The 25276-nt window shown below is 67.4% G+C and carries 34 protein-coding genes; 3 read left to right on the top strand and 31 right to left on the bottom strand.

The genetic code is table 11. The features are described 5' to 3' along the window. Nucleotides 1-139: 139 nt before the first annotated feature. From rplO to ASC61_RS03610, 30 genes are all read right to left on the bottom strand, one after another. A complete protein-coding gene (gene rplO, locus ASC61_RS03465) occupies nt 140-583 on the bottom strand; it encodes a 50S ribosomal protein L15 (RefSeq protein ID WP_056209397.1) in 444 nt (147 codons plus the stop codon). 1 nt (nt 584) lies between these two features. Then, complete coding sequence (gene rpmD, locus ASC61_RS03470) at nt 585-767, bottom strand: 50S ribosomal protein L30 (RefSeq protein ID WP_056209399.1); 183 nt, start codon at nt 765-767, stop codon at nt 585-587. Next, a complete protein-coding gene (rpsE, locus tag ASC61_RS03475) occupies nt 767-1384 on the bottom strand; it encodes a 30S ribosomal protein S5 (RefSeq protein WP_056209402.1) in 618 nt (205 codons plus the stop codon). The genes rpmD and rpsE overlap by 1 nt, the downstream gene beginning before the upstream one ends. After that, nucleotides 1384-1767: a 50S ribosomal protein L18 gene (gene rplR / locus ASC61_RS03480; protein WP_056209405.1), complete on the bottom strand. Its 384-nt coding sequence runs from the start codon at nt 1765-1767 to the stop codon at nt 1384-1386. The genes rpsE and rplR overlap by 1 nt, the downstream gene beginning before the upstream one ends. 2 nt (nt 1768-1769) lie before the next feature. Beyond that, complete coding sequence (rplF, locus tag ASC61_RS03485) at nt 1770-2312, bottom strand: 50S ribosomal protein L6 (RefSeq protein WP_056209407.1); 543 nt, start codon at nt 2310-2312, stop codon at nt 1770-1772. Between the two features lie 15 nt (nt 2313-2327). Beyond that, entirely contained in the window at nt 2328-2735 is a 408-nt protein-coding gene (rpsH, locus tag ASC61_RS03490; RefSeq protein ID WP_056209411.1) for a 30S ribosomal protein S8, read from the bottom strand. Nucleotides 2736-2828: 93 nt separating this feature from the next. Next, on the bottom strand, nt 2829-3014 hold the full coding sequence (locus ASC61_RS03495) for a type Z 30S ribosomal protein S14 (protein ID WP_056209415.1): 186 nt from the start codon (nt 3012-3014) through the stop codon (nt 2829-2831). 1 nt (nt 3015) lies between these two features. After that, entirely contained in the window at nt 3016-3582 is a 567-nt protein-coding gene (rplE, locus tag ASC61_RS03500) for a 50S ribosomal protein L5 (RefSeq protein WP_056209418.1), read from the bottom strand. Between the two features lie 2 nt (nt 3583-3584). Next, a complete protein-coding gene (gene rplX, locus ASC61_RS03505; RefSeq protein ID WP_056209420.1) occupies nt 3585-3947 on the bottom strand; it encodes a 50S ribosomal protein L24 in 363 nt (120 codons plus the stop codon). A gap of 1 nt (nt 3948) precedes the next feature. Further along, a complete protein-coding gene (gene rplN / locus ASC61_RS03510) occupies nt 3949-4317 on the bottom strand; it encodes a 50S ribosomal protein L14 (RefSeq protein ID WP_056209423.1) in 369 nt (122 codons plus the stop codon). A gap of 10 nt (nt 4318-4327) precedes the next feature. Beyond that, nucleotides 4328-4615, bottom strand: coding sequence for a 30S ribosomal protein S17 (gene rpsQ, locus ASC61_RS03515; RefSeq protein ID WP_056209425.1), 288 nt, complete (start codon nt 4613-4615; stop codon nt 4328-4330). Next, nucleotides 4612-4836: a 50S ribosomal protein L29 gene (rpmC, locus tag ASC61_RS03520; protein ID WP_056209429.1), complete on the bottom strand. Its 225-nt coding sequence runs from the start codon at nt 4834-4836 to the stop codon at nt 4612-4614. Before rpmC ends, rpsQ begins: the two co-directional genes overlap by 4 nt. Then, nucleotides 4836-5255: a 50S ribosomal protein L16 gene (gene rplP / locus ASC61_RS03525; RefSeq protein WP_056209431.1), complete on the bottom strand. Its 420-nt coding sequence runs from the start codon at nt 5253-5255 to the stop codon at nt 4836-4838. Before rplP ends, rpmC begins: the two co-directional genes overlap by 1 nt. Further along, nucleotides 5255-6103, bottom strand: coding sequence for a 30S ribosomal protein S3 (gene rpsC / locus ASC61_RS03530; RefSeq protein WP_056209433.1), 849 nt, complete (start codon nt 6101-6103; stop codon nt 5255-5257). The genes rplP and rpsC overlap by 1 nt, the downstream gene beginning before the upstream one ends. Beyond that, on the bottom strand, nt 6103-6561 hold the full coding sequence (gene rplV / locus ASC61_RS03535; RefSeq protein ID WP_082530428.1) for a 50S ribosomal protein L22: 459 nt from the start codon (nt 6559-6561) through the stop codon (nt 6103-6105). Before rplV ends, rpsC begins: the two co-directional genes overlap by 1 nt. Then, a complete protein-coding gene (gene rpsS / locus ASC61_RS03540; protein ID WP_056209436.1) occupies nt 6558-6839 on the bottom strand; it encodes a 30S ribosomal protein S19 in 282 nt (93 codons plus the stop codon). Before rpsS ends, rplV begins: the two co-directional genes overlap by 4 nt. A 17-nt stretch (nt 6840-6856) precedes the next feature. Continuing rightward, nucleotides 6857-7684 (bottom strand): 50S ribosomal protein L2, encoded by an 828-nt coding sequence (rplB, locus tag ASC61_RS03545; protein WP_056209438.1) that lies wholly within the window; start codon nt 7682-7684, stop codon nt 6857-6859. A 13-nt stretch (nt 7685-7697) separates the two neighbouring features. After that, nucleotides 7698-8003: a 50S ribosomal protein L23 gene (gene rplW, locus ASC61_RS03550; protein ID WP_056209441.1), complete on the bottom strand. Its 306-nt coding sequence runs from the start codon at nt 8001-8003 to the stop codon at nt 7698-7700. Continuing rightward, nucleotides 8000-9001: a 50S ribosomal protein L4 gene (gene rplD, locus ASC61_RS20405; protein WP_082530429.1), complete on the bottom strand. Its 1002-nt coding sequence runs from the start codon at nt 8999-9001 to the stop codon at nt 8000-8002. Before rplD ends, rplW begins: the two co-directional genes overlap by 4 nt. A gap of 2 nt (nt 9002-9003) precedes the next feature. Next, entirely contained in the window at nt 9004-9660 is a 657-nt protein-coding gene (gene rplC, locus ASC61_RS03560; protein ID WP_056209444.1) for a 50S ribosomal protein L3, read from the bottom strand. Nucleotides 9661-9674: 14 nt separating this feature from the next. Next, a complete protein-coding gene (rpsJ, locus tag ASC61_RS03565) occupies nt 9675-9983 on the bottom strand; it encodes a 30S ribosomal protein S10 (protein WP_012923688.1) in 309 nt (102 codons plus the stop codon). Nucleotides 9984-10299: 316 nt separating this feature from the next. Continuing rightward, a complete protein-coding gene (locus tag ASC61_RS03570; protein WP_056209447.1) occupies nt 10300-11214 on the bottom strand; it encodes a cation diffusion facilitator family transporter in 915 nt (304 codons plus the stop codon). Nucleotides 11215-11492: 278 nt separating this feature from the next. After that, the gene (gene tuf / locus ASC61_RS03575; protein ID WP_056209450.1) at nt 11493-12686 is read right to left on the bottom strand and encodes an elongation factor Tu; all 1194 of its coding nucleotides are present in this window, start codon (nt 12684-12686) and stop codon (nt 11493-11495) included. A 90-nt stretch (nt 12687-12776) separates the two neighbouring features. Beyond that, nucleotides 12777-14888 (bottom strand): elongation factor G, encoded by a 2112-nt coding sequence (gene fusA, locus ASC61_RS03580; protein ID WP_056209451.1) that lies wholly within the window; start codon nt 14886-14888, stop codon nt 12777-12779. Nucleotides 14889-14956: 68 nt separating this feature from the next. After that, nucleotides 14957-15427, bottom strand: a complete 471-nt coding sequence (gene rpsG / locus ASC61_RS03585; protein WP_056209454.1) for a 30S ribosomal protein S7 — start codon at nt 15425-15427, stop codon at nt 14957-14959. Further along, nucleotides 15427-15801, bottom strand: a complete 375-nt coding sequence (rpsL, locus tag ASC61_RS03590; RefSeq protein WP_056209459.1) for a 30S ribosomal protein S12 — start codon at nt 15799-15801, stop codon at nt 15427-15429. The genes rpsG and rpsL overlap by 1 nt, the downstream gene beginning before the upstream one ends. A 166-nt stretch (nt 15802-15967) precedes the next feature. Beyond that, nucleotides 15968-16693 (bottom strand): maleylpyruvate isomerase family mycothiol-dependent enzyme, encoded by a 726-nt coding sequence (locus ASC61_RS03595; RefSeq protein ID WP_056209461.1) that lies wholly within the window; start codon nt 16691-16693, stop codon nt 15968-15970. Between the two features lie 15 nt (nt 16694-16708). After that, complete coding sequence (locus ASC61_RS03600) at nt 16709-19528, bottom strand: FAD-binding and (Fe-S)-binding domain-containing protein (protein WP_082530430.1); 2820 nt, start codon at nt 19526-19528, stop codon at nt 16709-16711. Continuing rightward, the gene (locus ASC61_RS03605; RefSeq protein ID WP_056209464.1) at nt 19522-20811 is read right to left on the bottom strand and encodes a hydroxyacid-oxoacid transhydrogenase; all 1290 of its coding nucleotides are present in this window, start codon (nt 20809-20811) and stop codon (nt 19522-19524) included. Before ASC61_RS03605 ends, ASC61_RS03600 begins: the two co-directional genes overlap by 7 nt. A gap of 42 nt (nt 20812-20853) precedes the next feature. Next, nucleotides 20854-21585: a GntR family transcriptional regulator gene (locus ASC61_RS03610; protein ID WP_056209467.1), complete on the bottom strand. Its 732-nt coding sequence runs from the start codon at nt 21583-21585 to the stop codon at nt 20854-20856. A 153-nt stretch (nt 21586-21738) separates the two neighbouring features. Here ASC61_RS03610 and ASC61_RS03615 point away from each other — a divergent pair, with 153 nt between their 5' ends. Continuing rightward, entirely contained in the window at nt 21739-22869 is a 1131-nt protein-coding gene (locus tag ASC61_RS03615; protein ID WP_056209470.1) for a hypothetical protein, read from the top strand. On the opposite strand, the gene ASC61_RS03620 is transcribed toward ASC61_RS03615, so the two are convergent. Next, nucleotides 22848-23309, bottom strand: coding sequence for an NUDIX hydrolase (locus ASC61_RS03620; RefSeq protein WP_056209473.1), 462 nt, complete (start codon nt 23307-23309; stop codon nt 22848-22850). The two genes, ASC61_RS03615 and ASC61_RS03620, sit on opposite strands and share 22 nt — an antisense overlap. A 61-nt stretch (nt 23310-23370) precedes the next feature. On the opposite strand from ASC61_RS03620, the gene ASC61_RS03625 reads away from it, so the two are divergent. Beyond that, a complete protein-coding gene (locus ASC61_RS03625; protein WP_056209478.1) occupies nt 23371-24471 on the top strand; it encodes an acyltransferase family protein in 1101 nt (366 codons plus the stop codon). Then, nucleotides 24468-25244 carry a cutinase family protein gene (locus ASC61_RS03630; protein WP_082530432.1) on the top strand — a complete coding sequence of 259 codons (777 nt, stop codon included), beginning with the start codon at nt 24468-24470 and terminating at the stop codon, nt 25242-25244. The genes ASC61_RS03625 and ASC61_RS03630 overlap by 4 nt, the downstream gene beginning before the upstream one ends. The last annotated feature ends 32 nt before the right edge of the window (nt 25245-25276 follow it).

Below are 25276 nucleotides of genomic sequence, written 5' to 3' on the forward strand. Positions count from 1 at the left end.
GCGATCCTCCTCGTGCACCTTGGTGCATATAAAAACGGGCGTCGGTATGACGGACAAAAGCGGGCGAGTACGCCCGCATCAAGACTCTAACAGTCGGCAAAGCAGCCGGGGCAGGACATGGCGTCCTGCCCCGACAGCATCAACCGAGAACGGTGACGCTGCCTCCGGCTGCCTCGATCTTGGTCTTGGCCGACGCGGAGAACTTGTCCGCCGTGATCTGCAGCTTGACCGTGATCTCGCCATTTCCGAGGACCTTGACGGGGCGACCCTTGCGGACCGCGCCGTTGGCGACGAGCGACGCGACGTCGACGTCACCACCCTTGGGGTAGAGCTCCTCGAGACGCTCGAGGTTGACGACCTGGTACTCCTCGCGGAACGGGTTCTTGAACCCCTTCAGCTTCGGCAGTCGCATGTGGATCGGAACCTGGCCGCCCTCGAAGCCCGCGGGGACCTGGTAGCGAGCCTGGGTGCCCTTGGTGCCTCGACCGGCGGTCTTGCCCTTCGAACCCTCACCACGACCCACGCGGGTCTTGGCGGTCTTGGCTCCCGGTGCGGGACGCAGGTGGTGCAGCTTGAGCGCCATGTCAGTCAACCTCCTTGACGTCCACGAGGTGCGAGATGGACGCAGCCATGCCGCGGATCTCGGGACGATCTTCCTTGACGACGACGTCGCCGATGCGCTTCAGACCGAGCGTGCGCAGGGTCTGTCGGTGATTGGGCTTGCGGCCGATGCCGGACTTGACCTGGGTGACCTGGATCTTCGCCATCACGCACCCACCCCAGCCTCAGCCTTGGCCTTCGCCTCGGCGATGCCTTCCTTGCCGGCCCGCAGGAGCGCCGCCGGAGCGACCTCCTCGACCGTCAGGCCGCGACGCGCCGCCACCATCTCCGGCGACTCGAGCAGCTTGAGGGCCGCCACGGTCGCGTGGACGATGTTGATCGCGTTGGACGAACCGAGCGACTTTGACAGGACGTCGTGGACGCCTGCCGCCTCGAGCACGGCGCGCACCGGGCCACCGGCGATGACGCCGGTACCGGGCGATGCGGGACGCAGGAAGACGACGCCAGCCGCCTTCTCGCCCTGCACCGGGTGCGGGATCGTGCCCTGGATGCGCGGGACGCGGAAGAAGGACTTCTTGGCCTCTTCGACGCCCTTGGCGATCGCGGTCGGGACTTCCTTGGCCTTGCCGTAGCCGATGCCGACCTGACCGTCACCGTCGCCGACGATCACGAGAGCGGTGAAGCTGAAGCGACGACCACCCTTGACGACCTTGGCGACACGGTTGATCGTGACGACCTTCTCGATGTAGTTGGACTTCTCGGCGCCGCGATCGTTTCCACGACCCCGGCCGCCTCCGCCTCCACGGCGTTGCTGCGTGCTCATCAGAACTCCAGTCCTGCTTCACGGGCGCCGTCAGCGAGTGCCGCGACGCGTCCTGCGTACTTGTTGCCCGCACGGTCGAAGACGACGGTGGCGACGCCGGCAGCCTTGGCACGGTCGGCGACGAGCTCGCCGACCTTGCGGGCCTTGGCGGTCTTGTCACCCTCGGACGAGCGCAGATCGGCTTCCATCGTCGACGCGGAGGCCAGCGTGCGGCCCTCGAGGTCGTTGACGACCTGAGCAACGATGTGCTTGCTCGAACGGGTGATGACGAGACGCGGACGCTCCGCCGAACCCTCGATCTTCTTGCGTCCTCGCACCTGACGGCGCAGACGCGAAGCCGTACGGGGCGACGTGTGCTTGGCGTGCTTGATCGAGATAGCCATGACTACTTACCAGCCTTTCCGACCTTGCGGCGGACGTGCTCGCCGGCGTAGCGGACGCCCTTGCCCTTGTAGGGCTCGGGCTTACGGATCTTGCGGATGTTCGCTGCGACCTCACCGACGGCCTGCTTGTCGATGCCGTGCACGGCGAACTTGGTGGGCGACTCGACCGAGAACGTGATGCCCTCGGGAGCCTGGACCGGGACGGGGTGGCTGAAGCCGAGCGCGAACTCGAGTGCAGCCGGGCCCTTGGCCTGGACGCGGTAACCGACGCCGACGATCTCGAGCTTCTTCTCGTAGCCCTCGGTGACACCCGTGACCATGTTGGCGATCAGGGTGCGCGAGAGGCCGTGGAGAGCCTTGCTCTTGCGCTCGTCGTCGGGACGCTCGATCGCGAGGGTGCCGTCGTCGGACTTGGAGACCGTGATGGGCTCCGCGACCGTGTGCGACAGCTCGCCCTTGGGACCCTTGACGCGTACGTCCTGGCCCTCGATCGTGACCTCGACCCCGGACGGGATCGTGACGGGAATCTTGCCAATGCGTGACATGTGTTCAGACCCCTCTCACCAGACGTAGGCGAGGACTTCTCCGCCTACGCCCTTCTGGTTGGCCTGGCGGTCCGTGAGCAGACCCTGGCTCGTCGAGATGATCGCCACGCCGAGTCCACCGAGCACCTTGGGCAGGCCGGTCGACTTCGCGTAGACGCGAAGACCCGGCTTGCTGATGCGGCGGATGCCGGCGATGGAACGCTCGCGGTGCGGCCCGTACTTGAGCGTGATCGTGAGCGTCTTGCTCACCTCACCCTCCTTGGGCTCGGTGACCTCGATCGCGGTGATGTAGCCCTCCTGCTTCAGGATCTCGGCTACGCCGGCCTTGAGCTTGGAGTACGGCATCGACACGCTGTCGTGGTACGCCTGATTGCCGTTGCGGACACGCGTCAGCATGTCGGCGATCGGATCGGTCATTGTCATAGTTCGTGTGTTCCATTCCTGCCGTGGTTTCCACTCTGGCTCGAGATTCTCATCTCGGACTGGAGGGACCTTCGGCCTGTGAGGGGTGAGAAATTACCAGGAGCTCTTGGTGATGCCCGGCAGCTCGCCACGGTGTGCCATCTCGCGAAGGCAGATGCGGCAGAGGCCGAACTTCTTGTAGACCGACCGGGGTCGGCCACAGCGCTGGCAACGGGTGTAGCCGCGTACCGCGAACTTGGGCTTGCGGGCGGCCTTGACCTTGAGTCCAGTCTTCGCCATGTCAGTTCTCCTTGTACGGGAAGCCGAGCAGCTTGAGCAGCGCGCGACCCTCGTCGTCGTTGGTGGCCGTGGTGACGATTGTGATGTCCATGCCGCGCGACCGATCGATCTTGTCCTGGTCGATCTCGTGGAACATGACCTGCTCGGTCAGACCGAACGTGTAGTTGCCGCGGCCGTCGAACTGCTTGGGCGAGAGCCCACGGAAGTCACGGATGCGGGGCAGCGCGAGCGTCAGCAGACGGTCGAGGAACTCCCACATGCGGTCGCCACGCAGCGTGACGTGCGCGCCGATCGGCATGCCCTCACGCAGCTTGAACTGGGCGATCGACTTGCGAGCCTTGGTGACCTGCGGCTTCTGTCCCGTGATGGCCGTGAGATCGCGAAGCGCGCCCTCGATCAGCTTGCCGTCGCGGGCAGCCTCACCGACGCCCATGTTGACGACGATCTTGGTGAGGCCGGGAACCTGCATGACGTTGGCGTAGTCGAACTGCTCACGAAGCGCCGGGAGGATCTCCTCGCGGTACCGCGTCTTGAGGCGGGGGGCCGCCGTCGTGGTGGTGTCACTCATGCTCAGATCTCCTTTCCGGTCTTCTTGGCGATGCGCACGCTGCGCTGCGCGGTGTAGGTGGAACCGTCGGGACGGTTCTTGGTGACGTCGTCGCGGCGGTAGCCCACACGCGTCGGGGTCTTGTCGGCGAGCAGCATCACGTTGGAGATGTGGATCGGTGCCTCGCTGGTGATGATGCCGCCCGAGCCTGCGCCACCGGCCTGTGAAGGCTTGGTGTGGCGCTTGACGCGGTTGACGCCCTCGACGATGACGCGGTTCTGGTCAGCGATCACTTCGATCACCGAGCCGGTCACGCCCTTGTCCTTGCCAGCGATGACCTTGACCTGGTCACCCTTGCGAATGCTGATGGTGCCTTTGCGGGCCATCTCAGAGCACCTCCGGTGCGAGCGAAATGATGCGCATGAACTTCTTGTCGCGAAGTTCACGGCCTACGGGACCGAAGATGCGCGTACCGCGCGGGTCGCCATCGGCCTTGAGGATCACGGCTGCGTTCTCGTCGAACTTGATGTACGAGCCATCCGGACGACGGCGCTCCTTGACGGTGCGCACGACGACAGCCTTGACGACATCACCCTTCTTGACGTTTCCGCCGGGGATGGCGTCCTTGACAGTGGCGACGATCGTGTCGCCGATGCCCGCGTAGCGTCGACCTGAGCCACCGAGGACACGGATGCAAAGGATCTCCTTGGCACCGGTGTTGTCGGCGACCTTGAGTCGCGACTCCTGCTGAATCATCTGTCGTCTCCTACTTGGCCTTCTCGAGGATCTCCACGATGCGCCAACGCTTGGTGGCGGACAGTGGACGTGTCTCCATGATCAGGACACGGTCACCGATGCCGGCGTCGTTCGCCTCGTCGTGAGCCTTGAACTTGATGTTGCGACGCAGGACCTTGCCGTAGCGCGCGTGCTTGACGCGCTCCTCGACGTTGACCACGACGGTCTTGTCCATCTTGTCGCTGACAACGAGCCCCTCGAAGGTCTTGCGCGCTGTACGTTCGGTCACTGCCTCGTCCTTCTGGTTCTTGTCGGTCATGCCTGGACCTCCTCGACGATGCCGAGCTCGCGCTCACGCATGACGGTGTAGATCCGGGCGATGTCCTTGCGCACTGCCCGAAGCCGGGCCGTGTTGTCGAGCTGACCGGTGGCGTTCTGGAAGCGCAGGTTGAACAGCTCTTCCTTGGCCTCTGACAGCTTGGCTGCCAGGTCGTCGGAAGCGACGCTGCGCAGCTCTGCTGCGGTTGTGTGCTGCGCCATCACAGCTCACCTGTCTCTCGGGTGATGAATCGGGCCTTCATGGGGAGCTTGTGGATCGCGCGGCGCATGGCCTCGCGAGCAACCTCCTCGGAGACACCCGACAGCTCGAACATGACGCGTCCGGGCTTGACGTTGGCGACCCACCACTCCGGGGAACCCTTGCCGGAACCCATGCGGGTCTCGGCAGGCTTCTTCGTGAGCGGACGGTCCGGGTAGATGTTGATCCAGACCTTGCCGCCACGCTTGATGTGACGCGTCATGGCGATACGAGCGGACTCGATCTGACGGTTCGTCACGTAGGCGGCGGTCACGCACTGGATGCCGTAGTCACCGAACGCGAGCTCGGTGCCACCCTTGGCCGCGCCGCGGCGCGTGGGGTGGTGCTGCTTGCGGTACTTGACCCTGCGGGGCATCAACATCAGCTCTCCCCTCCTTCAGGTGCTGCAGCGGCGGGCGCGGCAACGGTTGCGGCGGCTTCGGTGGCCGGAGCCGCAGCAGCGGCGTCGGCCGCCGGAGCGGCGTCCTCACGGGCGGGACGCTCGGGGCGACGAGCGCCACCGGCGGCGCCACCACGGGCGGGACGACGGTTGCTGCCCGGAGCGGCCGCGCGCTTGGCCGCCTCGGCCTCGCGCTCGGCGCGGGTGCCCGCGACCTCGCCCTTGTAGATCCAGACCTTCACGCCGATGCGGCCGAAGGTCGTCTTGGCCTCGTAGAAGCCGTAGTCGACGTCAGCGCGGAGCGTGTGCAGGGGCACGCGGCCCTCGCGGTAGAACTCCGAGCGGGACATCTCGGCGCCGCCGAGACGACCCGAGCACTGGATGCGGATGCCCTTGGCACCACTGCGCATCGTCGTCTGCATGGCCTTGCGCATCGCGCGACGGAACTGCACACGACCCGACAGCTGCTCGGCAACGCCCTGGGCGACCAGCTGCGCATCCATCTCGGGGTTCTTGACCTCGAGGATGTTGAGCTGCACCTGCTTGCCCGTGAGCTTCTCGAGGTCGCCGCGGATGCGGTCGGCCTCGGCGCCACGGCGGCCGATGACGATGCCCGGACGAGCGGTGTGGATGTCGACGCGTACGCGGTCACGCGTGCGCTCGATCTCGACACGGCTGATGCCGGCGCGGTCCATGCCCTTGGTGAGCATCTTGCGGATCTTGACGTCCTCGCCGACGTAGCTCTTGTAGAGCTTGTCGGCGTACCAACGGCTCTTGTGATCCGTCGAGATGCCCAGTCGGAACCCGTGCGGGTTGATTTTCTGTCCCACTATCGGTTCCCGCCCTTCTTCTTGGAGTTCTTGATGTTGGCCGCGTCCAGCTTGGCCTGGACGACCTCGCGGGGCTGTACGACCACGGTCAGGTGGCTGCTGCGCTTGAGGATGCGGTTGGCCGCACCCTTGGCGCGCGGGCGCCAACGCTTCATCGTCGGGCCCTCGTCGACCTGGACCACGGTGATGACCAGGTCCGAACGGTTGAGGCCTTCGGTCGTCTCGGCGTTGGCCGCGGCGCTGTCGACGAGCTTGTAGAAGTTCTCGGCAACGGCCTGCGGCGCGAACTGCAGGGTGGCCAGCGCGTTGTCGACCGAGTCGCCGCGGATCAGGTCCGCGATGCGGCGCGACTTCTGCGCGGTGACGCGCACGAAGCGCGCGACGGCGAACGCACCGGGCTCGTCGCCCAGCAGACGCTCACGTCGAGCACTGATGCTCTCACGGGTAGCTGCACTCATCGCCTCTTCGCCTTCCGGTCGTCCTTCTCGTGACCGCGGAACGTGCGGGTCGGGGCGAACTCGCCCAGCTTGTGACCCACCATCGAGTCCGTGATGAACACGGGCACGTGCTTGCGGCCGTCGTGCACGGCGATCGTGTGTCCGATGAAGGACGGCAGGATCATCGAGCGACGCGACCAGGTCTTGATCACGGTGTGAGTGTCGGCGGCGTTCTGCGCGTCGACCTTCTTCTCGAGGTGCCCGTCAACGAACGGGCCCTTCTTCAAACTGCGTGGCATCTGTTAACCAATCCTTCTCAGCGGCCGGACTTGCGGCGGCGGACGATCTGGGAGTCGCTGGCCTTGCGCTTGCGCGTACGGCCTTCCGGCTTGCCCCACGGGGAGACGGGGTGACGTCCACCGGACGTCTTGCCCTCACCACCACCGTGCGGGTGGTCGACCGGGTTCATGGCGACACCGCGGACGGTCGGGCGCTTGCCCTTCCAGCGGTTGCGTCCGGCCTTGCCCCAGTTGATGTTGGACTGCTCGGCGTTGCCGACCTCGCCGATCGTGGCGCGGCAGCGGACGTCGACGTAGCGCATCTCACCGGAGGGCAGACGCAGCTGCGCCTTGTTGCCCTCCTTGGCGACGAGCTGCACCTTGGTGCCGGCGGAGCGGCCCATCTTGGCGCCACCGCCCGGCCGCAGCTCGATGCCGTTGATCAGCGTGCCCACGGGGATGTTGCGCAGGGGCAGGTTGTTGCCGACCTTGATGTCGGAGCCGATACCGGACTCGACCGTCATGCCCTGCTTGAGGCCTTCGGGCGCGATGATGTAGCGCTTCTCGCCATCGGCGTAGTGCAGGAGCGCGATGCGTGCGGTGCGGTTGGGGTCGTACTCGATGTGAGCGACCTTGGCCGGCACGCCGTCCTTGTCGTAGCGACGGAAGTCGATGATGCGGTAGGCGCGCTTGTGACCGCCACCCTGGTGACGCGTCGTGATGCGTCCCTGGTTGTTGCGGCCGCCCTTCTTGGGCAGCGGCTCCGTCAGCGACTTCTCAGGCGTCGTGCGGGTGATCTCGGCGAAGTCGGCAACGCTCGAGCCACGACGGCCCGGGGTTGTCGGCTTGTACTTGCGAATAGCCATAAGTCCTCAGTCCTCAGTTGCTCGGGCTCGAGAAGATGTCGATGCTCTGGCCTGCGGCGACACTCACGATGGCTCGCTTGGTGTCCTTGCGCTTGCCGAGCCCCGAACGCGTGCGACGGGTCTTGCCCTTGCGGTTGAGCGTGTTGACCGCAGTGACCTTGACGCCGAAGATCTTCTCGACGGCGATCTTGATCTCCGTCTTGTTGGCGTCGGGGTGCACCACGAACGTGTACTTGTTGTCATCGAGCAGGCCGTAGCTCTTCTCGCTGACGACCGGCGCGATCAGGATGTCGCGGTGGTCCTTGTGGATCGTGCTCACTTGTCATCGCCTCCGGGTGCGGCCTTCTTGGCTGCGGTCTTCTTGGCGGGCGCCTTCTTGGCCGCGGGGGCCTTCTTGGCAGCAGCCTTCTTGGCCGGCTTGTCCTCGTCGGCAGCAGCCTTCTTGGCCGGCGCCTTCTTGGCGGTGCTGGCCTTCTTGGCCGGAGCCTCGTCGGCAGCCTTCGCAGGCGCCTTCTTGGCCGGAGCCTCGTCGGCAGCCTTCGCAGGCGCCTTCTTGGCCGGTGCCTTCTTGGCCGGCTTGTCCTCGTCGGCGACAGCCTCGGTGGCCGCAGCCTTCTTGGCCGGTGCCTTCTTGGCGGGCGCCTTCTTGGCCGCAGGCTTGGCGTCGCGGGCGTCGACCTCGGTCGCCGCCGCGCTCAGGGCGATCGTCTTGACACCCTCGCCCGAGCGCGCCGCCACGAAGGCGTCGAACGCGGACTGGGTGAAGACGATGTCGTCGCTGAGCAGGACGTCGTAGGTGTTGACCTGGTCGAACGTCAAGATGACGGTCTCGCCGGCGTTGCGCAGGCTGAGCGACGTGATCGTGTCGTCACGGTCCACGACGATCAGCACGCGGGGACGCGGCGTGAGCTCGCGCAGCGTGGCCAGGGCCAGCTTGGTCGACGGCTTGTCGCCGGCGACGATGCTGTCGACCACGTGCAGGCGACCCGAACGAGCCCGGTCCGAGAGGGCACCGCGCAGGGCGGCGGCCTTCATCTTCTTGGGCGTGCGCTGGTCGTACGAGCGCGGCGTCGGGCCGTGCACGATGCCACCACCGTTGTACTGGGGTGCGCGGATCGAGCCCTGACGAGCGCGACCGGTGCCCTTCTGGCGGTACGGCTTCTTGCCACCGCCGGACACCTCGCCACGCGTCTTGGTGCTGTGCGTGCCCTGGCGAGCCGCGGCGAGCTGCGCCACGACGACCTGGTGGATCAGCGGGATGTTGACCTGCACGTCGAAGATGTCGACAGGCAGCTGAGCATCAATGGTCTTTGCCATGATCAGGCTCCCTTCACGGCAGAGCGGATGACGACGAGTGCGCCCTTGGGGCCGGGTACGGCGCCCTTGATGAGGATGACGCCCTTGTCGGTGTCGACGGAGTGAACCTTGAGGTTCTGCGTCGTGACCTGCTCGGCGCCCATGTGGCCCGCCATGCGGAGGCCCTTGAAGACACGACCCGGGGTGGCGCAGCCACCGATCGAGCCGGGCTTGCGGTGGTTGCGGTGTGCACCGTGCGAGGCGCCGACGCCGTGGAAGCCGTGGCGCTTCATGACACCCGCGAAGCCCTTGCCCTTGCTGGTCGCGGTGACGTCGACGACGTCGCCGGCGGCGAAGATCTCCGGGGAGACCTCCTGGCCCAGCGTGTAGTCCGAGATGGCCTCGGTGCGGATCTCGACGATGTGGCGACGCGGCGTGACACCTGCCTTGGCGAGGTGGCCGGCGACCGGCTTGTTGACCTTGCGGCCGTCGATCTCGCCGAAGCCGAGCTGGACGGCGGAGTAGCCGTCGGTCTCACGCGTACGGATCTGCGTGACGACGTTGGTGTCGGCAGCGATCACGGTGACGGGAACGATCTTGTTGTCGGCGTCCCAGACCTGGGTCATGCCGAGCTTGCGGCCGAGGAGGCCGCGCGTGGTTGCAGTGCTGCTGGAGCTCATGGTCGCTGTCCCCCTCAGAGCTTGATCTCGATGTCGACGCCGGCAGGCAGGTCGAGGCGCATGAGCGAGTCGACTGTCTTCGGCGTCGGGTCAATGATGTCGATGAGGCGCTTGTGCGTGCGCATCTCGAAGTGCTCGCGGCTGTCCTTGTACTTGTGCGGCGAACGGATCACGCAGAACACGTTCTTCTCGGTGGGCAACGGCACCGGTCCTGCGACCTTGGCGCCCGTGCGCGTCACCGTGTCGACGATCTTGCGCGCCGACGAGTCAATGACCTCGTGGTCGTAGGCCTTGAGCCGGATACGGATTTTTTGTCCCGCCATGCTCTCGCTTGTCCTTTACGTTCGTTCGCTTCGCAGTCTCGCCCCGGATCGAGGGAGAAAGGCTCCTCCCTCCCGCCGACCCCCGAGGTCGGGCGTGTCGCGGCCGCTTGGGCGCATACGTCACACACTTGTCGAGTTAGGTGGTTGGACCCGCCTTCAGCGGGACAAGCTCGATCTCAGGTTCGGCACCGGCGTCGTGATCGGCGTGAGAGGCCGGACGGTCGGCGCCCCAGCGATCGAGCCGGAGCAACCGAACTATTCTGACAGACGCGTCGTGGTTAATACAAATCGAGGCCGCGAAGTGCTAGCCGGCCCTTCAGTGGTGCACGTGGCTCTCGGAGTCGACGTGGCCCGCGGGCTCGATCTGGAATGTCGAGTGCTCGACGTCGAAGTGATCCGCCAGGCAGCCGCGCAGCCGGTCGAGGACACCGTGCGCGTCGTTCATCGCGGTGACCGAGTCCTCGACCACGACGTGGGCGCTCATGACCGGCATGCCGGAGGTGATCGTCCAGACGTGCAGGTCGTGGACGTCCTTGACCCCGTCCATCGCGAGGATGTGCTGGCGCAGCTCGGTCAGGTCGACGTCGCGCGGTGTCGACTCCAGCAGCACCTCGGCGACCTCACGGAGCAACGAGATCGCGCGTGGCACGATCATCGCCGCGATCACGAGGGACGCGATCGCGTCCGCGGGATACCAGTCGGTCAGCAGGATGACCGTGGCCGAGACCAGCACGGCGACTGAGCCGAGGGCGTCGCCCAGCACCTCCAGATAGGCGCCGCGGACGTTGATGCTCTCCTGGGCGCCATGGCGGAGCAGCAGCAGGCCGACGACGTTGACCACCAGGCCGATGCCTCCGGCCACCAGGATCAAGCCGCCCTCGAGCTCCGGCGACTCCCCGAAGCGGCGAATCGCGCTGTAGGTGACCCAGCCGGCCAGGCCCAGCAGGATCAGACCGTTGGCGCCGGCCGCGAGCACCTCGGTGCGCGAGTAGCCGAACGTACGACGCGAGCCCGGCCCGCCACCGCGTTGTGCGACCGTGATCGCCGCGAGCGCCATCACGATGCCGAAGGAGTCACCCAGCATGTGCCCGGCGTCGGCCAGCAGCGCGAGGCTGCCGCTGAGCCAGGCGACCACGGCCTCGACGACCAGGACGCCGAACGACAGGGCGAGAACCAGCGCGAGCCGGCCGCGATGCGCCGCGCCGGCGCCGTGCGCGTGGTCGTGTCCCATGCATTAAGGATAAGGCGGCGTTGCGAAAACAACGAGCCAGTTGTCCGCCAAAAGGACGCGACCGGGAACCACTCCCATCTGGGCGGTGACCTGGTCGCCCATCAGGGGTTCTGAAGGGCGAGACCCCCACCGCCACAACGTACGAAGGGCGAGCAGGTCACCGCTCCCCCGTACGAAGGGCGAGCAGGTCACCGCTCCGGACATGCCAAGAGCCCCGCCCTGCCGAAGCAGGACGGGGCTCTCGATGAGCTGGTGTACCAATCAGATGTTGGCAGTGCTCACTTGTTGATCTTCGTGACGCGTCCGGCGCCCACCGTGCGACCACCCTCGCGGATGGCGAAGCGGAGGCCTTCCTCCATGGCGATCGGCTGGATCAGCTGAACGCTCATCTCGGTGTTGTCGCCGGGCATGACCATCTCGGTGCCCTCGGGCAGCGTGACGACGCCGGTGACGTCCGTGGTGCGGAAGTAGAACTGCGGACGGTAGTTGTTGAAGAACGGCGTGTGACGGCCACCCTCCTCCTTGGACAGGATGTAGACCTGGCCCTCGAACTCCGTGTGGGGAGTCGTGGAGCCGGGCGCGATGATGACCATGCCGCGCTCGACGTCCTCGCGCTTGGTGCCGCGGAGGAGCAGTCCGACGTTCTCGCCGGCCTGGCCCTCGTCGAGCAGCTTGCGGAACATCTCGATGCCGGTGACCGTCGTCGTCTGCTTGTCCTCACGGATGCCGACGATGTCAACGGTCTCGTTGACCTTGATGATGCCGCGCTCGATACGACCGGTGATGACCGTGCCACGACCCGTGATCGTGAAGACGTCCTCGACGGGCATGAGGAACGGCTTGTCGGTTTCGCGGGGAGGCATCGGGATGTAGTCGTCGACGGCCTGCATGAGCTCGAGGATCGACTCGCCCCACTTGGCGTCGCCCTGGAGCGCCGGGTGAGCGGCGACCTTGACGACGGGAACGTTGTCGCCGTCGAACTCCTGATCGCTCAGGAGCTCACGGACCTCGAGCTCGACGAGCTCGAGGATCTCTTCGTCGTCGACCATGTCGCACTTGTTGAGCGCCACGACCATCGCCGGCACGCCGACCTGGCGAGCGAGCAGCACGTGCTCACGCGTCTGGGGCATGGGGCCGTCGGTGGCGGCGACCACGAGGATCGCGCCGTCCATCTGGGCCGCACCGGTGATCATGTTCTTGACGTAGTCAGCGTGACCCGGGCAGTCGACGTGCGCGTAGTGGCGGTTCTCGGTCTGGTACTCGACGTGCGAGATGGAGATCGTGATGCCGCGCTGCTTCTCTTCGGGCGCCTTGTCGATCTGATCGAAGGCCGAGGCCTCGTTCAGGTCGGGGTACTTGTCGTGCAGCACCTTGGTGATCGCCGCGGTAAGAGTCGTCTTACCGTGGTCGATGTGACCGATGGTGCCGATGTTCATGTGCGGCTTGGTCCGCTCGAACTTCGCCTTAGCCACTTGGGGCTCCTTCTTCGAATTGGTTGCTGTTGAACGCCGTTGGGTCCCGCCGTACGGAAGCCTCAGGCCATCTTATGAGATGGACCGCTGCTACTCGCCGCGGGCCTTTTTGATGATCTCTTCCGCGACGTTCTTGGGAACCTCCGCGTAGGAGTCGAACTGCATCGAGTATGACGCACGGCCCGAGGTCTTGGACCTCAGGTCGCCGACGTACCCGAACATCTCGGACAGGGGGACGATCGCCTTGACGATCTTGACGCCTCCCATGCCCTCTTCCATGGCGTTTACCTGGCCACGGCGAGAGTTGAGGTCGCCGATCACGTCGCCCATGTAGTCCTCGGGCGTGGTGACCTCGACCGCGAACGTGGGTTCGAGGATCACCGGATCGGCCTTGCGCGCGGCTTCCTTGAAAGCCATCGAGCCGGCAAGCTTGAACGCGAGCTCCGAGGAGTCGACGTCGTGGTAGGCGCCGTCCTCGAGAGTCACCTTGACGTCGACCATCTGGTAGCCGGCCAGGACACCGAACTGCATGGCGTCCTCGGCTCCGGCGCCGACCGACGGGATGTACTCGCGGGGCACGCGGCCACCCGTCACGTTGTTGACGAACTCGTAGCCACCCTCGCCACCGACGGAGACGCCGGTGGGCTCGATGCTGATGACGACCTTGGCGAACTGGCCCGAGCCACCCGTCTGCTTCTTGTGGGTGTAGCTGACGTTCTCGACCTTGCGCTTGATCGTCTCGCGGTACGCGACCTGCGGCTTGCCGACGTTGGCCTCGACGTTGAACTCGCGCTTCATGCGGTCGACCAGGATGTCGAGGTGAAGCTCGCCCATGCCGGCGATGATCGTCTGACCGGTCTCTTCGTCGGTGTGGACCTGGAACGTCGGGTCCTCCTCGGCGAGCCGCTGGATGGCGGTGCCGAGCTTCTCCTGGTCGCTCTTGGTCTTGGGCTCGATGGCGACCTGGATCACGGGAGCCGGGAACGTCATCGACTCGAGGACGATCTGCTTGTTGGGATCGGCCAGCGTCTCACCGGTCGTGGTGTCCTTGAGACCCATGACGGCGACGATCTGGCCGGCGCCGACGGACGCGATCTCAGCGCGCTTGTTGGCGTGCATCTGGTAGATCTTGCCGATGCGCTCCTTGCGGCCCTTGGTCACGTTGATGACCGTGCTGCCGGCCTCGAGGCGACCGGAGTAGACGCGCAGGTAGGTCAGCTTGCCGAGGTGCGGGTCCGACGCGATCTTGAACGCCAGGGCCGCGAACGGCTCGCTCTCCTTGGGCTCACGCGTGTCGGTCTTGCTCTCGTCACGCGGGTCGAGGCCCGTGATGGCTCCGACGTCGATCGGCGAGGGGAGGTAGTCGATGACGGCGTCGAGCAGGGGCTGGACGCCCTTGTTCTTGAACGCCGTGCCGCACAGCACCGGGTTGAGCTTGGCGGCCAGCGTCGCGCGACGGATGGCCGGCTTGAGCAGCTCGGGAGTGATGTCGACGCCGTCGAGGTAGGCCTCGGCGAACTCGTCGTCGTGGTCGGCGAGCGTCTCGATCATCTCGGTGCGCGCAGCCGCGGCCTTGTCGGCCAGGTCGGCCGGGATCTCCTCGACCTCGTAGTCCTCACCGATCGCGGTCTCGCCACGCCACACGAGTGCGCGGTTGCCGACGAGGTCGACGACGCCGATGAAGTCGCCCTCGGCGCCGATCGGGACCTGCAGGACGAGGGCCGTCGCGCCGAGGCGCTCACGGATCGTCTTGACGCAGTAGTCGAAGCTGGCGCCGGTGCGGTCGAGCTTGTTGACGAAGCACATGCGCGGGACGCCGTACTTGTCGGCCTGACGCCAGACGGTCTCGGACTGCGGCTCGACACCGGCGACACCGTCGAACACGGCGACGGCACCGTCGAGGACGCGCAGGTTGCGCTCGACCTCGACCGTGAAGTCGACGTGACCGGGGGTGTCGATGATGTTGATCTGGTTGTCTTTCCACCAGCAGGTCGTCGCGGCCGACGTGATCGTGATGCCGCGCTCCTGCTCCTGCTCCATCCAGTCCATCGTGGCGCCGCCGTCGTGGACCTCACCGATCTTGTAGTTGATACCGGTGTAGAAGAGGATGCGTTCGGTCGTCGTGGTCTTGCCGGCATCGATGTGCGCCATGATGCCGATGTTGCGGACCCGGTTGAGGTCGGTGGTGATGTCGGTTGCCACGAGTTTGGTCGCTTTCCTTTGTTGCGGAGCATCGCCGGGTCACGGCGACGGGTGAATGTGTTGCTGACTTACCAGCGGTAGTGAGCGAAGGCCTTGTTGGCTTCGGCCATCTTGTGCGTGTCCTCACGCTTCTTGACGGCGCCGCCGAGACCGTTGGAGGCGTCGAGCAGCTCGTTCATGAGGCGCTCGGCCATGGTCTTCTCGCGACGCGCACCGGCGAAGCTGACGAGCCAACGCAGGGCCAGGGTGTTCTGCCGGACCGCGCGGACCTCGATCGGGACCTGGTAGGTCGCGCCGCCGACGCGACGGCTCTTGACCTCGATCGACGGCTTGACGTTGTCGAGTGCACGCTTGAGCGTGATGACCGGATCGGTGCCGGACTTCTCGCGAGTGCCTTCGAGCGCGGTGTAGACGATGCGCTGGGCGACCTGCTTCTTGCCGTCGACCAGGACCTTGTTGATGAGTGAGGTGACGAGCTGGCTCCCGTAGACGGGATCAGTCTCGACGGGGCGCTTGGTTGCCGGACCCTTACGAGGCATTAGCTCTTCTCCTTCTTCGCGCCGTAACGGCTGCGAGCCTGCTTGCGACCCTTGACGGCCTGCGTGTCGAGGGCGCCGCGGACGATCTTGTAACGGACACCGGGAAGGTCCTTGACGCGGCCACCACGCACGAGCACGATCGAGTGCTCCTGCAGGTTGTGGCCCTCGCCCGGAATGTATGCAGTGACCTCGGTGCCACTCGAGAGCTTCACGCGGGCAACCTTGCGGAGCGCGGAGTTGGGCTTCTTCGGAGTGGTGGTGTAGACGCGGGTGCAGACACCGCGGCGCTGAGGCGAACCCTTGAGCGCGGGAGTCGTCGTCTTGACGACCTTGCGCTGGCGGCCCTTGCGGACCAGCTGGTTGATCGTGGGCACTACAAACTTCCTTCTTCTGACTGGTGTGAGCCATGAGTCGTGATGCACTCGCCACCGTGCGATCCGGCAGGATGCGTGCATCGGCCTGAGTGGTTCAGGCACAGCAGCCAATACTACCGGGCAGCCTCGTCATCTTCCAAACCGAGTCTGCCGGGATTCAGGCCGGTCAGGGCGTGGTGGGACCGTCGAACAGGATGCGTCCGTCGACGCCGTCGAAGTCGAGCCGTTCGGGGCCCATGCGCTTCCAGAGGCCGAGGTAGAGCTCGACGGCGGTGCCACGCACGGATCCGTCGGCATCCAGCGATGGATGCAGCTGGATCGGCGGCCCGAGGTCGCCGTTGCCGGGTGCGATCAACCACGACTGGTGGGTGTCGGTGGCGACCAGCCGGATTCGCGAACGTACGTCAGGGCGCTGGCGGCGGGCCGTCATGCGCGGGAAGAACACCTGGAGGACTTCGTCGACGCCGTCGGCGGCGACGGACGAGGCGATTCCCCAGTCGTCCTCGTGGATGCCCAGGGACTGCGCGGCGTCGACCGCGTGCACCGTCGCCTCGTGCATCTGCCGGCGGGCCCAGAACGCGGCCCGCTCGTCGACGTACGAGAAGTTGGGGACGGGTTCCTCGGGGCTGACGGCCTGCAGCGCACTGAGCAGGGCTGTGGCGGTTCCGGCGTACCACTCCACGGCGGGTTCGGTGACGACCGGCTCCGGCTCGTGCAGCCGCTGACCGCTGAGCACCGTCGCGGCGGCCCAGCGATGGATCGTGCCGAGGTGCGTCGTCAGGTCGCGAACGTTCCACGCCTGGCAGGCGGGAACGGGCTCGTCACCCGCAGCCTTGCCGACGAGCTCGGCGAACCGGGACATGGCCGAGCCGAGCTCGAGCATGTGGTCCATGTCGCCAGCTTCCGGTCAGGGGTCGAGGAGCTGCGCCAGGTGCAGCGCGTCTATTGAGGCTAGGTCGTCCAGCTGGGTCCTGCAGGAGAACCCGTCAGCGACAACGACTGCACCGTCACCGGCGTTACGAACCGCCGGCAGCAGCTGCTGCTCGGCGACCGCGACCGACACCTCGTAGTGACCCTTCTCGACACCGAAGTTGCCCGCGAGCCCGCAGCATCCGGACAGCCGCTGGATCGTCGCGCCGGTCGACTGCATGACCGCGAGATCGGCCTCGAACCCGAGCACCGAAGCCTGGTGGCAGTGCGGCTGCACGACGAGCGTCGTCCCCGTGAGGTCGGGCGCACGCCATCCCTCGGTCCGCTGCAACAGCTCCGACAGCGTGAACACCCCGCGGGCCACGTCGACGGCGCGAGGGTCGTCCAGCAGCTCGACGGCGTCCGACCGCAGGACAGCCAGGCACGACGGCTCGAGGCCCACGACCGGCACGCCCGCCAGGACGTACGGATGAAGCCGCGCGACCGCGCTGCCGACGATCGACCGCGCCTTGTCCAGCTGGCCGGTCGTGATCCAGGTCAGCCCGCAGCACGCAGAGCGGTCAAGGAGCTCGACGCGGTAGCCGGCGCCCTCGAGCACGCGAACGGCCGCCTTGCCGCCCTCGGTCGAGAAGAAGTCGGTGAACGAGTCGGCCCACAGCAGGACGCGACCGAGTGGTGCGTCGGCGACGGGCGCACGCCGGCGCGCCCAGCGGCTCAGACTCCCCCGTGCGAACGTCGGCAGGCTGCGACGCTGGTCGACGCCGGCCGCCCACCGCGCCAGCGAGCGGACCCCCGGCGTGCGGAGGCCGAGGTTCGCGAGCCAGGCGATCGGCGAGGTCACGCGCGCCCAGAACGGGAGCCGGCCGAGGATGTAGTGGCTGCGCGGGCGGAGGCGTCCCTTGTACGACTGGTGCAGCACCTCGGACTTGTACGTGGCCATGTCGGTGCCGGTCGGGCAGTCCGTGGCACATCCCTTGCACGACAGGCACAGGTCGAGCGCCTCGTGCACCTCCGGGGCACGGAAACCCCCCGTCACGAGGCGGCCGTCGATCATCTCCTGCAGCACGCGGGCGCGCCCGCGCGTCGAGTCCTTCTCGTTGCGGGTCGCCTGGAAGGACGGGCACATGACGCCGTTGGAGCCGGCGTTGTCGGCGATGCACTTGCCGACACCGGTGCAGCGGTGGACCGCCTTGCCGAAGTCACCGTCGTCGTGCAGGAGCCGCAGGCCGAGCCGGCCGTCGAGGCGGTCCCGCGAGGACTCTGGCCCCCGGAGGTCCGCGTCGACCGGTCGCGGGCGAACCAGGACGCCCGGGTTGAGCAGGTCGTCGGGATCCAGCACCGCCTTGACCTGCGCGAACAGGTCGATCGCCTCGGCGGAGTACATCAGGGGCAGAAGCTCCGACCGCGCTCGGCCGTCGCCGTGCTCGCCGGAGAACGATCCGCCGTGCGACGCCACGAGTCTTGCGGCGTCGAACATGAACGTGCGGAACAGCTCCTTGCCCCCGACCGCGTCGAGCGGGAAGTCGATCCGGATGTGGATGCAGCCGTCGCCGAAATGGCCGTAGGGAACGCCGTCGAGGCCCCGGTCGCGCAGGAGCTCCTCGAACTCGCGCAGGTAGGTCCCGAGCTTGTCGGGCGGCACTGCGGCGTCCTCCCAGCCCGACAGTGCCTTGCCGGGCAAGGTGCGGGTCGCCAGGCCCGCGCCCTCCTCGCGGATGCGCCAGAGCACGGCCTGCTCGCGCAGGTCGGTGACGACCCGGCTCGCGACCGAGGACGACGCCGCCGAGGCGCGGCGCACCGTCTCGGCGACGAGCCCCGGATCGTCGCCGGAGATCTCGACGAACAGCCAGCCCTGGCCTCGAGGCAGGTCGGGCACCGACCCCTTGTGCATGCGGAAGACGTTGACGATGCGGGAGTCGAGCCCCTCACACGCCGTCGGGCCGAACGGCAGGAGCGCCGGGACGTCGTCTGCCGCGTCGGCCATCGAGGCATAGCCGAGCACCAGGATCTGCCGGTGCGGCGGATCCTCGACCAGTCTCACGGTCGCCGACGTCATCGTCGCGAGGGTGCCCTCGGTGCCGGCGAGGAATGTCGCGACGTCGAAGCCGCGCTCAGGCAGCAGGTGCTCGAGGCTGTAGCCGGAGACCTGCCGGCCGAACCTGCCGAACTCCGTGCGGATCACCCCGAGGCCGCCCTGCACGACCTCGTCGAGCCGGTCGAGGGTCGGCGACTTCGTACGCCCTCCGGCAGTCACCGAGAGCCGCTCCCCCGCCATCGTCACGACGTCGAGGCCCATGACGTTGTCCGCCGTACGGCCGTAGGCCAGCGCGCGCGAGCCGCATGCGTTGTTGCCGATCATGCCGCCGACGGTGCAGCGCGTGTGCGTCGAGGGGTCCGGGCCGAACCGCAGTCCGAGAGGCGTGGCCGCCTTCTGGAGCACCGCGTGGACCGTCCCGGGGTCGACCCGAGCGGTGCGGGCCTCGACGTCGATGTCATGGACCCGGTTGAGGTGCCGGGTGAAGTCGATGACGACGCCCGTGCCGACGGCGTTGCCGGCGATCGAGGTGCCGGCGCCGCGTGAGGTCAGGGGCGTACCGGTCAGGCGGCACGCCTCGACGGTCGCGAGCACCTCCTCGACGCTGCGCGGGCGTACGACGACCTGCGGGACGACACGGTAGAGCGAGGCATCGGTGCTGTAGAGGGCGCGACCGAGGGTCGAGTCGTCGACCTCGCGGACCCCCAGCTTGTGCAGCTCGGCAACGACGTCCCGGGTCGCGACCTCGACGGGACTCACCACAGCTCGATCGACTCGTCGAGGATCGTCGCGACGGCATCCTCGGTGACCTCGAGCGGGGCGGTCGCGAGGAGCCGCTGCTGCTTCATGGTGCCCTCGACGAGGGAGTCGATGTCGCCGGAGGTGAACCCGACTGCCCCGATGCCCGCCGGGATGCCGACGTCGCGCATGATCGCGGCCAGGACCTGCGGCAGCGCCTCGGCCGGGTCGTCGGGACGGTCGGCGTCGGGAGCGAGCAGCTCGGCAGCGCGGAGGTGGCGCTCGGGCGACGCCTCGAACGTGAAACGGAACGCGGCCGGCGCGGTCAGCGACACCGCCATCCCGTGCGGCACCATGGCGTGGTCTGCGGGGTAGTCGGCCGGCCGGAAGTCGCGGACCTGACCCGCGATCGGATAGGCGTTGGCGTGCGGGATGTGCACCCCGGCGTTGCCGAAGCCCAGCCCTGCGAACGTGGCTGCCATCGCGACCTCGGTGCGGGCGCCGAGGTCGTCGCCGTCACGTACGGCTTTGCGGAACGACGACGCCATGAGGCTCAGCGCCTTCTCCGACCACATGTCCGCGATGGGGTTGGCGCCGCAGTAGGGCACCCGCTCGTCGGCCTGCTTGTGCTCGTACGACTCGAACGGCCGTGCCGTGTAGCTCTCAAGCGCGTGGCACAGGATGTCGAGCCCGGCGGCCGCGGTCACCCCGGCCGGCTGGGTCAACGTCAGCTCGGGGTCGACGACCGCGAGCGTCGGCCGCAGCCGCGCGTGCGAGATGCCGGTCTTGACGTGCTGGCTGACGACGTCGAGCACGCAGATCGTCGTGCTCTCGCTGCCGGTGCCGGTCGTCGTCGGCAGCGCGATCAGCGGCAACAGCGGCTGCTTCGGCGCTCGCGCCCGGCCGACCGGGGCGTTGATGTAGTCCATCAGCTCGCCGTCGTTGGTCGTCAGCAGGTTGACCGCCTTGGCCGTGTCGATGCTGCTACCGCCACCGATCGCCACGATGGCGTCGAACGGCCCTTCGGCGCGCGCGAAGTCGATCGCCTCGACCAGGCTCGCGTCGGTCGGCTCGACCCTGGACCGGTCGAACACGACCGCGTCGATCGACGCGGCCCGCAGCGACTCGGCGATCTCCCCCGGTGCACCGGTGGCGGCGACGCCCGGGTCCGTGACGATCAGGACCCGTCGCACGTCGAGCTGCGCGAGGTCATGACCCAGCTCGTGCCGCGCGCCGACGCCGAACTTCAGGCCCGGAGCACCGTACGTGAACACGGTCTCGGGGTGTGCGGGATGAAAGCTCGGCACGGTGCTGCTCCTTCGGGTCGACGCGATCAGCGTACTAGCATGCTACTCGCGTAGCGAGGCCCCTTCACCCGGGACGTACAGGTGACGGCGCAGCCGGTCGGCCCAGCCGGCCTCGGGCGCCGGGTCGTCAGCGGTGGCTGCCTGCGCCATGAGGAGCGTCGCAGTGGAGACCAGGTGCTCTTCCATGTGGCGCGCCGCCGCGACGGCGTCGCGCGCCGCGATCGCCGTCACGATCGGCACGTGCTCGTCAAGGATCTCGGGCATGCCGCGAGACCGGTGCAGCGTGGAGGCGCCGCGAGTCTGGATCGAGTCGCGGAGTGCGGCGACCTCGTGCTGAGCCCTCTGGTTGCCGAGGACCGCGCCGATCATCTCGTGGAGCGCGCGGTCGTGGACCGTGAACGCCGTCTCGTCACCGGCTGCCGCCGCGTCCCGCATCCCGTCGAGCTCGGCCTCGAGCAGGCACACGTCCTCGTCGGTTGCGTACGCCGCGGCGTACGCGGTCGCCGGCACCTCGATCATGAGTCGCAGCTCGAACACCGAGCGCACGTCCGTCACGGACACGCCGCGGATGCGTACGCCGCGGTTGCGCTCGATCGTCACCAGCCCGAGGTCGGCGAGCCGCAGGACGGCTTCACGCACGGGCGTACGGGACACCTCGAGCAGGTCCGCGAGGCGATAGATCGAGTGCAGCGAGCCGGCCGGGAACTCGCCGGACAGGATCGACTCGCGCAACGACGCGAGCACGCGATCAGTCGTCGTGACCCGAGCAGCCATCGCGTTCTCCTCTCCGGACGTCAGACCGTACGGTCCGCTCCCTTGGCCGGGAACGATATCGTGTGGTGTTGGTGCACGAGATCTCGTCGCAATGGCGCTGCTCGGAACGCCTGAACGACCACGTCCCCCATGGGGATCCGACGAGGGGATCGCATGAAGTCTCGCTGCTTCCGGGTGGTGTTGTCACTGGTCGCGCTGACGCTGGTTGCCGCCTGTGACGGTGGCTCTGGCGGCGCTCCGACGCCGACCTCGACGCGGACGACGACCCAGCCGCCCGATGTCACCGAGCACGAGTCGGGTCCCGAGAGCCCCATCACGTACGGCCTCCAGGTGCCGCGCGGTGCGACCCAGCTCGGCCCCCTGATCCGCTATCGCAGCGCCCGGTTGATCGCCGCCTACCTGCCCGAGCTCAAGGCGGCACAGGCGCAGAAGGATGCCGAGGCGCGCGACAAGGCAGCCGAGAAGGCCAGCGAGGGCACCCCGACGACTCCCACGACACCGACGCCCGACACGCGGCCCAGCGACGACACGTTCAAGCTGCTCGACGACCCGCCCAAGCCGGACTCGACCGTCTCGCTCATGCGCATCGACGGCGACCCGTCCGATGTCGTGCGTCGCATGCTCGCGCAGATCGCTGCCCTCCTGCCCGACTCGGGCGTCTCGACCAACGACCTCGGCGACTACTGCAGCTCGGCGCAGCGCCGCATCACCAAGTGCCGCCTCGCGATCCAGGGCATCGCCCAGGGCGACCGCGAGATCCGCGTCGTCATGACCGTCGACCCCGGCAAGATCGCGACCCGCACGTCGGGCCCGTCGGATCTCACCCGTCCCGTCATGACGCTCTCCGTCGAGTACGTCGGTGAGCCCCGCAAGGGTCAGCTGTCGCGGGAGTCCAACTCCCTCGACGGCGTCAAGAGCATCGACTCCGAGCCCGAGAAGTCCGGGCTGATCTGGCCCAAGATGGACGAGGACGCCCCGGCCACCGGAAAGCTGCTCAACGGCTGGACCGCGCCGACCTCGGCGACGATCCTGCTGAGCGGCTACCACCCGAGCTTCGTGGTCATCACGGCCAAGCGCGCAGTCGACGCGGACGTGACGGCCGAGCAGTACGTCCTCGCCAACAGCCCCAACGGCCGCATCACCAAAGATGTCGTCGAGGACCTCAACGAGGTCAGCACGACCTACTCGACCCGCACCAAGAGCGGCGGCACGGCCCGGGCGACGTACGTCCTCTCGGCGCGCGGCAACTACAGCGTGCTGTTCTACGAGCCGACGTCGAACTGATCCAGGTGCTCCAGGGCATGCGTCACCATGGGCAGCACGGGGTGCGTGGCTGAGCCGATCTCGTCGATCGGCACCCAACGGACGAGATCTGTCGTGCCGTCGACGTCGACGACGTGCGGCTCGATCGCGGGATCGACCTCGACCGCATAGAGCAGGTGCACGCCGTGGTAGTCCTCGTACTGGTCGCCGCGGCCCACCTCCACGATGTGCACGTGATGCACGTCGACGAGGCGCGCGCTGATCGCCTCGAGCCCGGCCTCCTCGTAGAGCTCCCGACGTACGGCATCATGCGGCGACTCCCCGTGGTCGACACCTCCACCGGGAAGGGTCCACGTGCCGGCCGGGTAGCCGATCGGCGAGATGCGGGTCAGCAGGAGGCGGCCCGCGTCGAGCGCGACGGCATACGCACCCAGGCGCTGGGTACGGGACGGATCGACCACGCGTGCTCCCCACTGATGCGTCACAGTGCACGTTCAGACAGTGCTTATAGAGTCAATCACAATGAGTGCGCTCGAACCGTTGCCCGTCACCACGTCTCCGGCCAAGGAGCGCGTGGCCTACCTCGACAACGCCCGCTACTGGGTCATGCTCCTGGTCGTGATCGGGCACTCCCTCACGCAGTTCACCGACATGGACTCCGCCCGCGGGGTCTACGTCTGGATCTACTCGTTCCACATGCCGTTCTTCATCCTGATCTCGGGCTACACGGCGCGGCGCTACATGGGCGACGCCCGTCAGGTGCGCCGCATCGTCAGCACCTTGGTCGTGCCCTACCTCATCGTCGAGACCACGATGCAGCTCATCACCCGGCACTACACCGGCGAGCCGGATCCCATGATGATCCTGTCCCCGCAGTGGCTCGCCTGGTTCATGGCCGCGTTGTTCGTGTGGCGGCTCACGACCCCGATCTGGCGCGCGCTGAAGTACCCCATCACGACGTCGATCGTGATCTCGCTGCTCGTCGGGCTCATCGAGGTCCCCAACGTCCTCGCGCTGCCCAAGATCCTGGGCTTCCTGCCGTTCTACGTCGTCGGGCTGCACATGAGCCGCGAGAGGTTCGAGCGTCTCACCACGCCTCGCGTCCGGGCGGCGTCGGTCGTGCTGCTCGGCTCGGCACTGCTGATCTGCTACGTCTACTCCAAGAACTGGACGACCGACTGGCTGCTGTGGAAGCAGCGCTACGACGAGAACCCGCTCAGCGCGACACCGATCGAGGGCATCACCCAGCGGGCCGAGCTGCTCGTGATCGGCTTCGTGCTGACCTTCGCGGCGTTGTCCCTCGTCCCCCGGCGCCGCTCGTGGACCACGGCGCTGGGCGGCCGTACGTTCTACTGCTACCTGATCCACGGCTACATCATCTTGTACCTGCAGTACCAGTTCGAGGTCTTCGACCGCGTCGACCGGTTCGGCGTGGGTGCCGTGATCGGTTGCTCGCTCGTCGCCGTCGTCGTGGCCAACCTGCTCATGACCAAGCCCATCGCCACCGTGTTCCGGCCGGTCTTCGAACCCAGGCTGGCCTGGCTGTTCAGGCCCGTGGAGAAGCCGGCCCCTGCGGCCAAGCCGACGGAGCCGGCCACTGACCGCTCTCCCGCCGCCACGTGAAAAGGATCGCGGCAACGCTCGCGCTCCTCGTGGCTGCCGGGTGCTCCAGCCCGAGTCCGGCTCACGAGCCCGGTTCGCCGGCAGCGACGAAGGACGGCCCCGTCCCGGTCCTGGTCAAGACCGGATGCGCCGACCTCGTGGTTCTGGGTCTGCGCGGTTCCGACCAGTCGCTCGACAAGAACTTCGGCTCCGGCCAGGAGATCCTTCGCACCGTACGCGCGATGTCCACCGACCTGCACCGCACGTCACGCACGACGGTACGTCTCGAGGGCATCCCCTACCGGGCGGAGAGCGCCGCCAGCGCGGCGATCTACCAGGCCAACATCGAGGACGGGGTGAGCCGAACCAGGACACGCATCGCGCAGCTCGCCCGGCGATGCCCGCACACCCGCGTCGCGCTCGTGGGCTTCAGCCAGGGCGCCCAGGCCGTGCACGGCCTCGCGATCGAGCTGCCGGCATCGACCCTGCGCAGGGTCGCACTCGTCGCGATGATCGCCGATCCACGACGCAACCCTGACGACACGATCGCGTCATGGACCTATGGCAAGGCCGCACCCGGACCGGGCAAGCTCGGTGCCGGTACGCCGCTGCCCGGCTCTCTCAAGGAGAAGGCCATCACGTTCTGCGCGACCGGCGACGAGATCTGCAACTGGCCGCCCGGGGGCTACTCAGGTCCGTTGTCCCAGACACACCGGCACTTCTACGAGACGCCCGCGCACTCCCGGTCGACCGGGCGCCAGCTGGCCGGCATCCTCCGCACGAACGGGCTCTGAGACACGCAACAGCCCCCGGCCGAGGGCCGGGG

This window comes from Aeromicrobium sp. Root344 (assembly GCF_001425755.1).
Lineage (GTDB): Bacteria > Actinomycetota > Actinomycetes > Propionibacteriales > Nocardioidaceae > Aeromicrobium.

Bases quoted from the DNA above. Each gene is read 5' to 3' on its own strand.
- ASC61_RS03625 (WP_056209478.1), top strand. From the start codon at position 23,371: ATGAGTGCGCTCGAACCGTTGCCCGTCACCACGTCTCCGGCCAAGGAG.
- rpsJ (WP_012923688.1), bottom strand. From the start codon at position 9,983: ATGGCGGGACAAAAAATCCGTATCCGGCTCAAGGCCTACGACCACGAG.
- rplE (WP_056209418.1), bottom strand. From the start codon at position 3,582: ATGAGTGACACCACCACGACGGCGGCCCCCCGCCTCAAGACGCGGTAC.
- rpsS (WP_056209436.1), bottom strand. From the start codon at position 6,839: ATGCCACGCAGTTTGAAGAAGGGCCCGTTCGTTGACGGGCACCTCGAG.
- rplP (WP_056209431.1), bottom strand. From the start codon at position 5,255: ATGTTGATGCCCCGCAGGGTCAAGTACCGCAAGCAGCACCACCCCACG.
- ASC61_RS03495 (WP_056209415.1), bottom strand. From the start codon at position 3,014: ATGGCGAAGACTGGACTCAAGGTCAAGGCCGCCCGCAAGCCCAAGTTC.
- rpsE (WP_056209402.1), bottom strand. From the start codon at position 1,384: ATGAGCACGCAGCAACGCCGTGGAGGCGGAGGCGGCCGGGGTCGTGGA.
- rpsH (WP_056209411.1), bottom strand. From the start codon at position 2,735: ATGACAATGACCGATCCGATCGCCGACATGCTGACGCGTGTCCGCAAC.
- rpmD (WP_056209399.1), bottom strand. From the start codon at position 767: ATGGCGAAGATCCAGGTCACCCAGGTCAAGTCCGGCATCGGCCGCAAG.
- ASC61_RS03615 (WP_056209470.1), top strand. From the start codon at position 21,739: ATGAAGTCTCGCTGCTTCCGGGTGGTGTTGTCACTGGTCGCGCTGACG.
- rplF (WP_056209407.1), bottom strand. From the start codon at position 2,312: ATGTCACGCATTGGCAAGATTCCCGTCACGATCCCGTCCGGGGTCGAG.
- rpsQ (WP_056209425.1), bottom strand. From the start codon at position 4,615: ATGACCGACAAGAACCAGAAGGACGAGGCAGTGACCGAACGTACAGCG.
- rplC (WP_056209444.1), bottom strand. From the start codon at position 9,660: ATGAGCTCCAGCAGCACTGCAACCACGCGCGGCCTCCTCGGCCGCAAG.
- ASC61_RS03610 (WP_056209467.1), bottom strand. From the start codon at position 21,585: ATGGCTGCTCGGGTCACGACGACTGATCGCGTGCTCGCGTCGTTGCGC.
- rpsG (WP_056209454.1), bottom strand. From the start codon at position 15,427: ATGCCTCGTAAGGGTCCGGCAACCAAGCGCCCCGTCGAGACTGATCCC.
- rplR (WP_056209405.1), bottom strand. From the start codon at position 1,767: ATGGCTATCTCGATCAAGCACGCCAAGCACACGTCGCCCCGTACGGCT.
- rplB (WP_056209438.1), bottom strand. From the start codon at position 7,684: ATGGCTATTCGCAAGTACAAGCCGACAACCCCGGGCCGTCGTGGCTCG.
- rplX (WP_056209420.1), bottom strand. From the start codon at position 3,947: ATGGCCCGCAAAGGCACCATCAGCATTCGCAAGGGTGACCAGGTCAAG.
- rplV (WP_082530428.1), bottom strand. From the start codon at position 6,561: ATGAGTGCAGCTACCCGTGAGAGCATCAGTGCTCGACGTGAGCGTCTG.
- ASC61_RS03595 (WP_056209461.1), bottom strand. From the start codon at position 16,693: ATGGACCACATGCTCGAGCTCGGCTCGGCCATGTCCCGGTTCGCCGAG.
- ASC61_RS03570 (WP_056209447.1), bottom strand. From the start codon at position 11,214: ATGGGACACGACCACGCGCACGGCGCCGGCGCGGCGCATCGCGGCCGG.
- rplD (WP_082530429.1), bottom strand. From the start codon at position 9,001: ATGGCAAAGACCATTGATGCTCAGCTGCCTGTCGACATCTTCGACGTG.
- rplN (WP_056209423.1), bottom strand. From the start codon at position 4,317: ATGATTCAGCAGGAGTCGCGACTCAAGGTCGCCGACAACACCGGTGCC.
- rplO (WP_056209397.1), bottom strand. From the start codon at position 583: ATGGCGCTCAAGCTGCACCACCTGCGTCCCGCACCGGGAGCCAAGACC.
- rpmC (WP_056209429.1), bottom strand. From the start codon at position 4,836: ATGGCGCAGCACACAACCGCAGCAGAGCTGCGCAGCGTCGCTTCCGAC.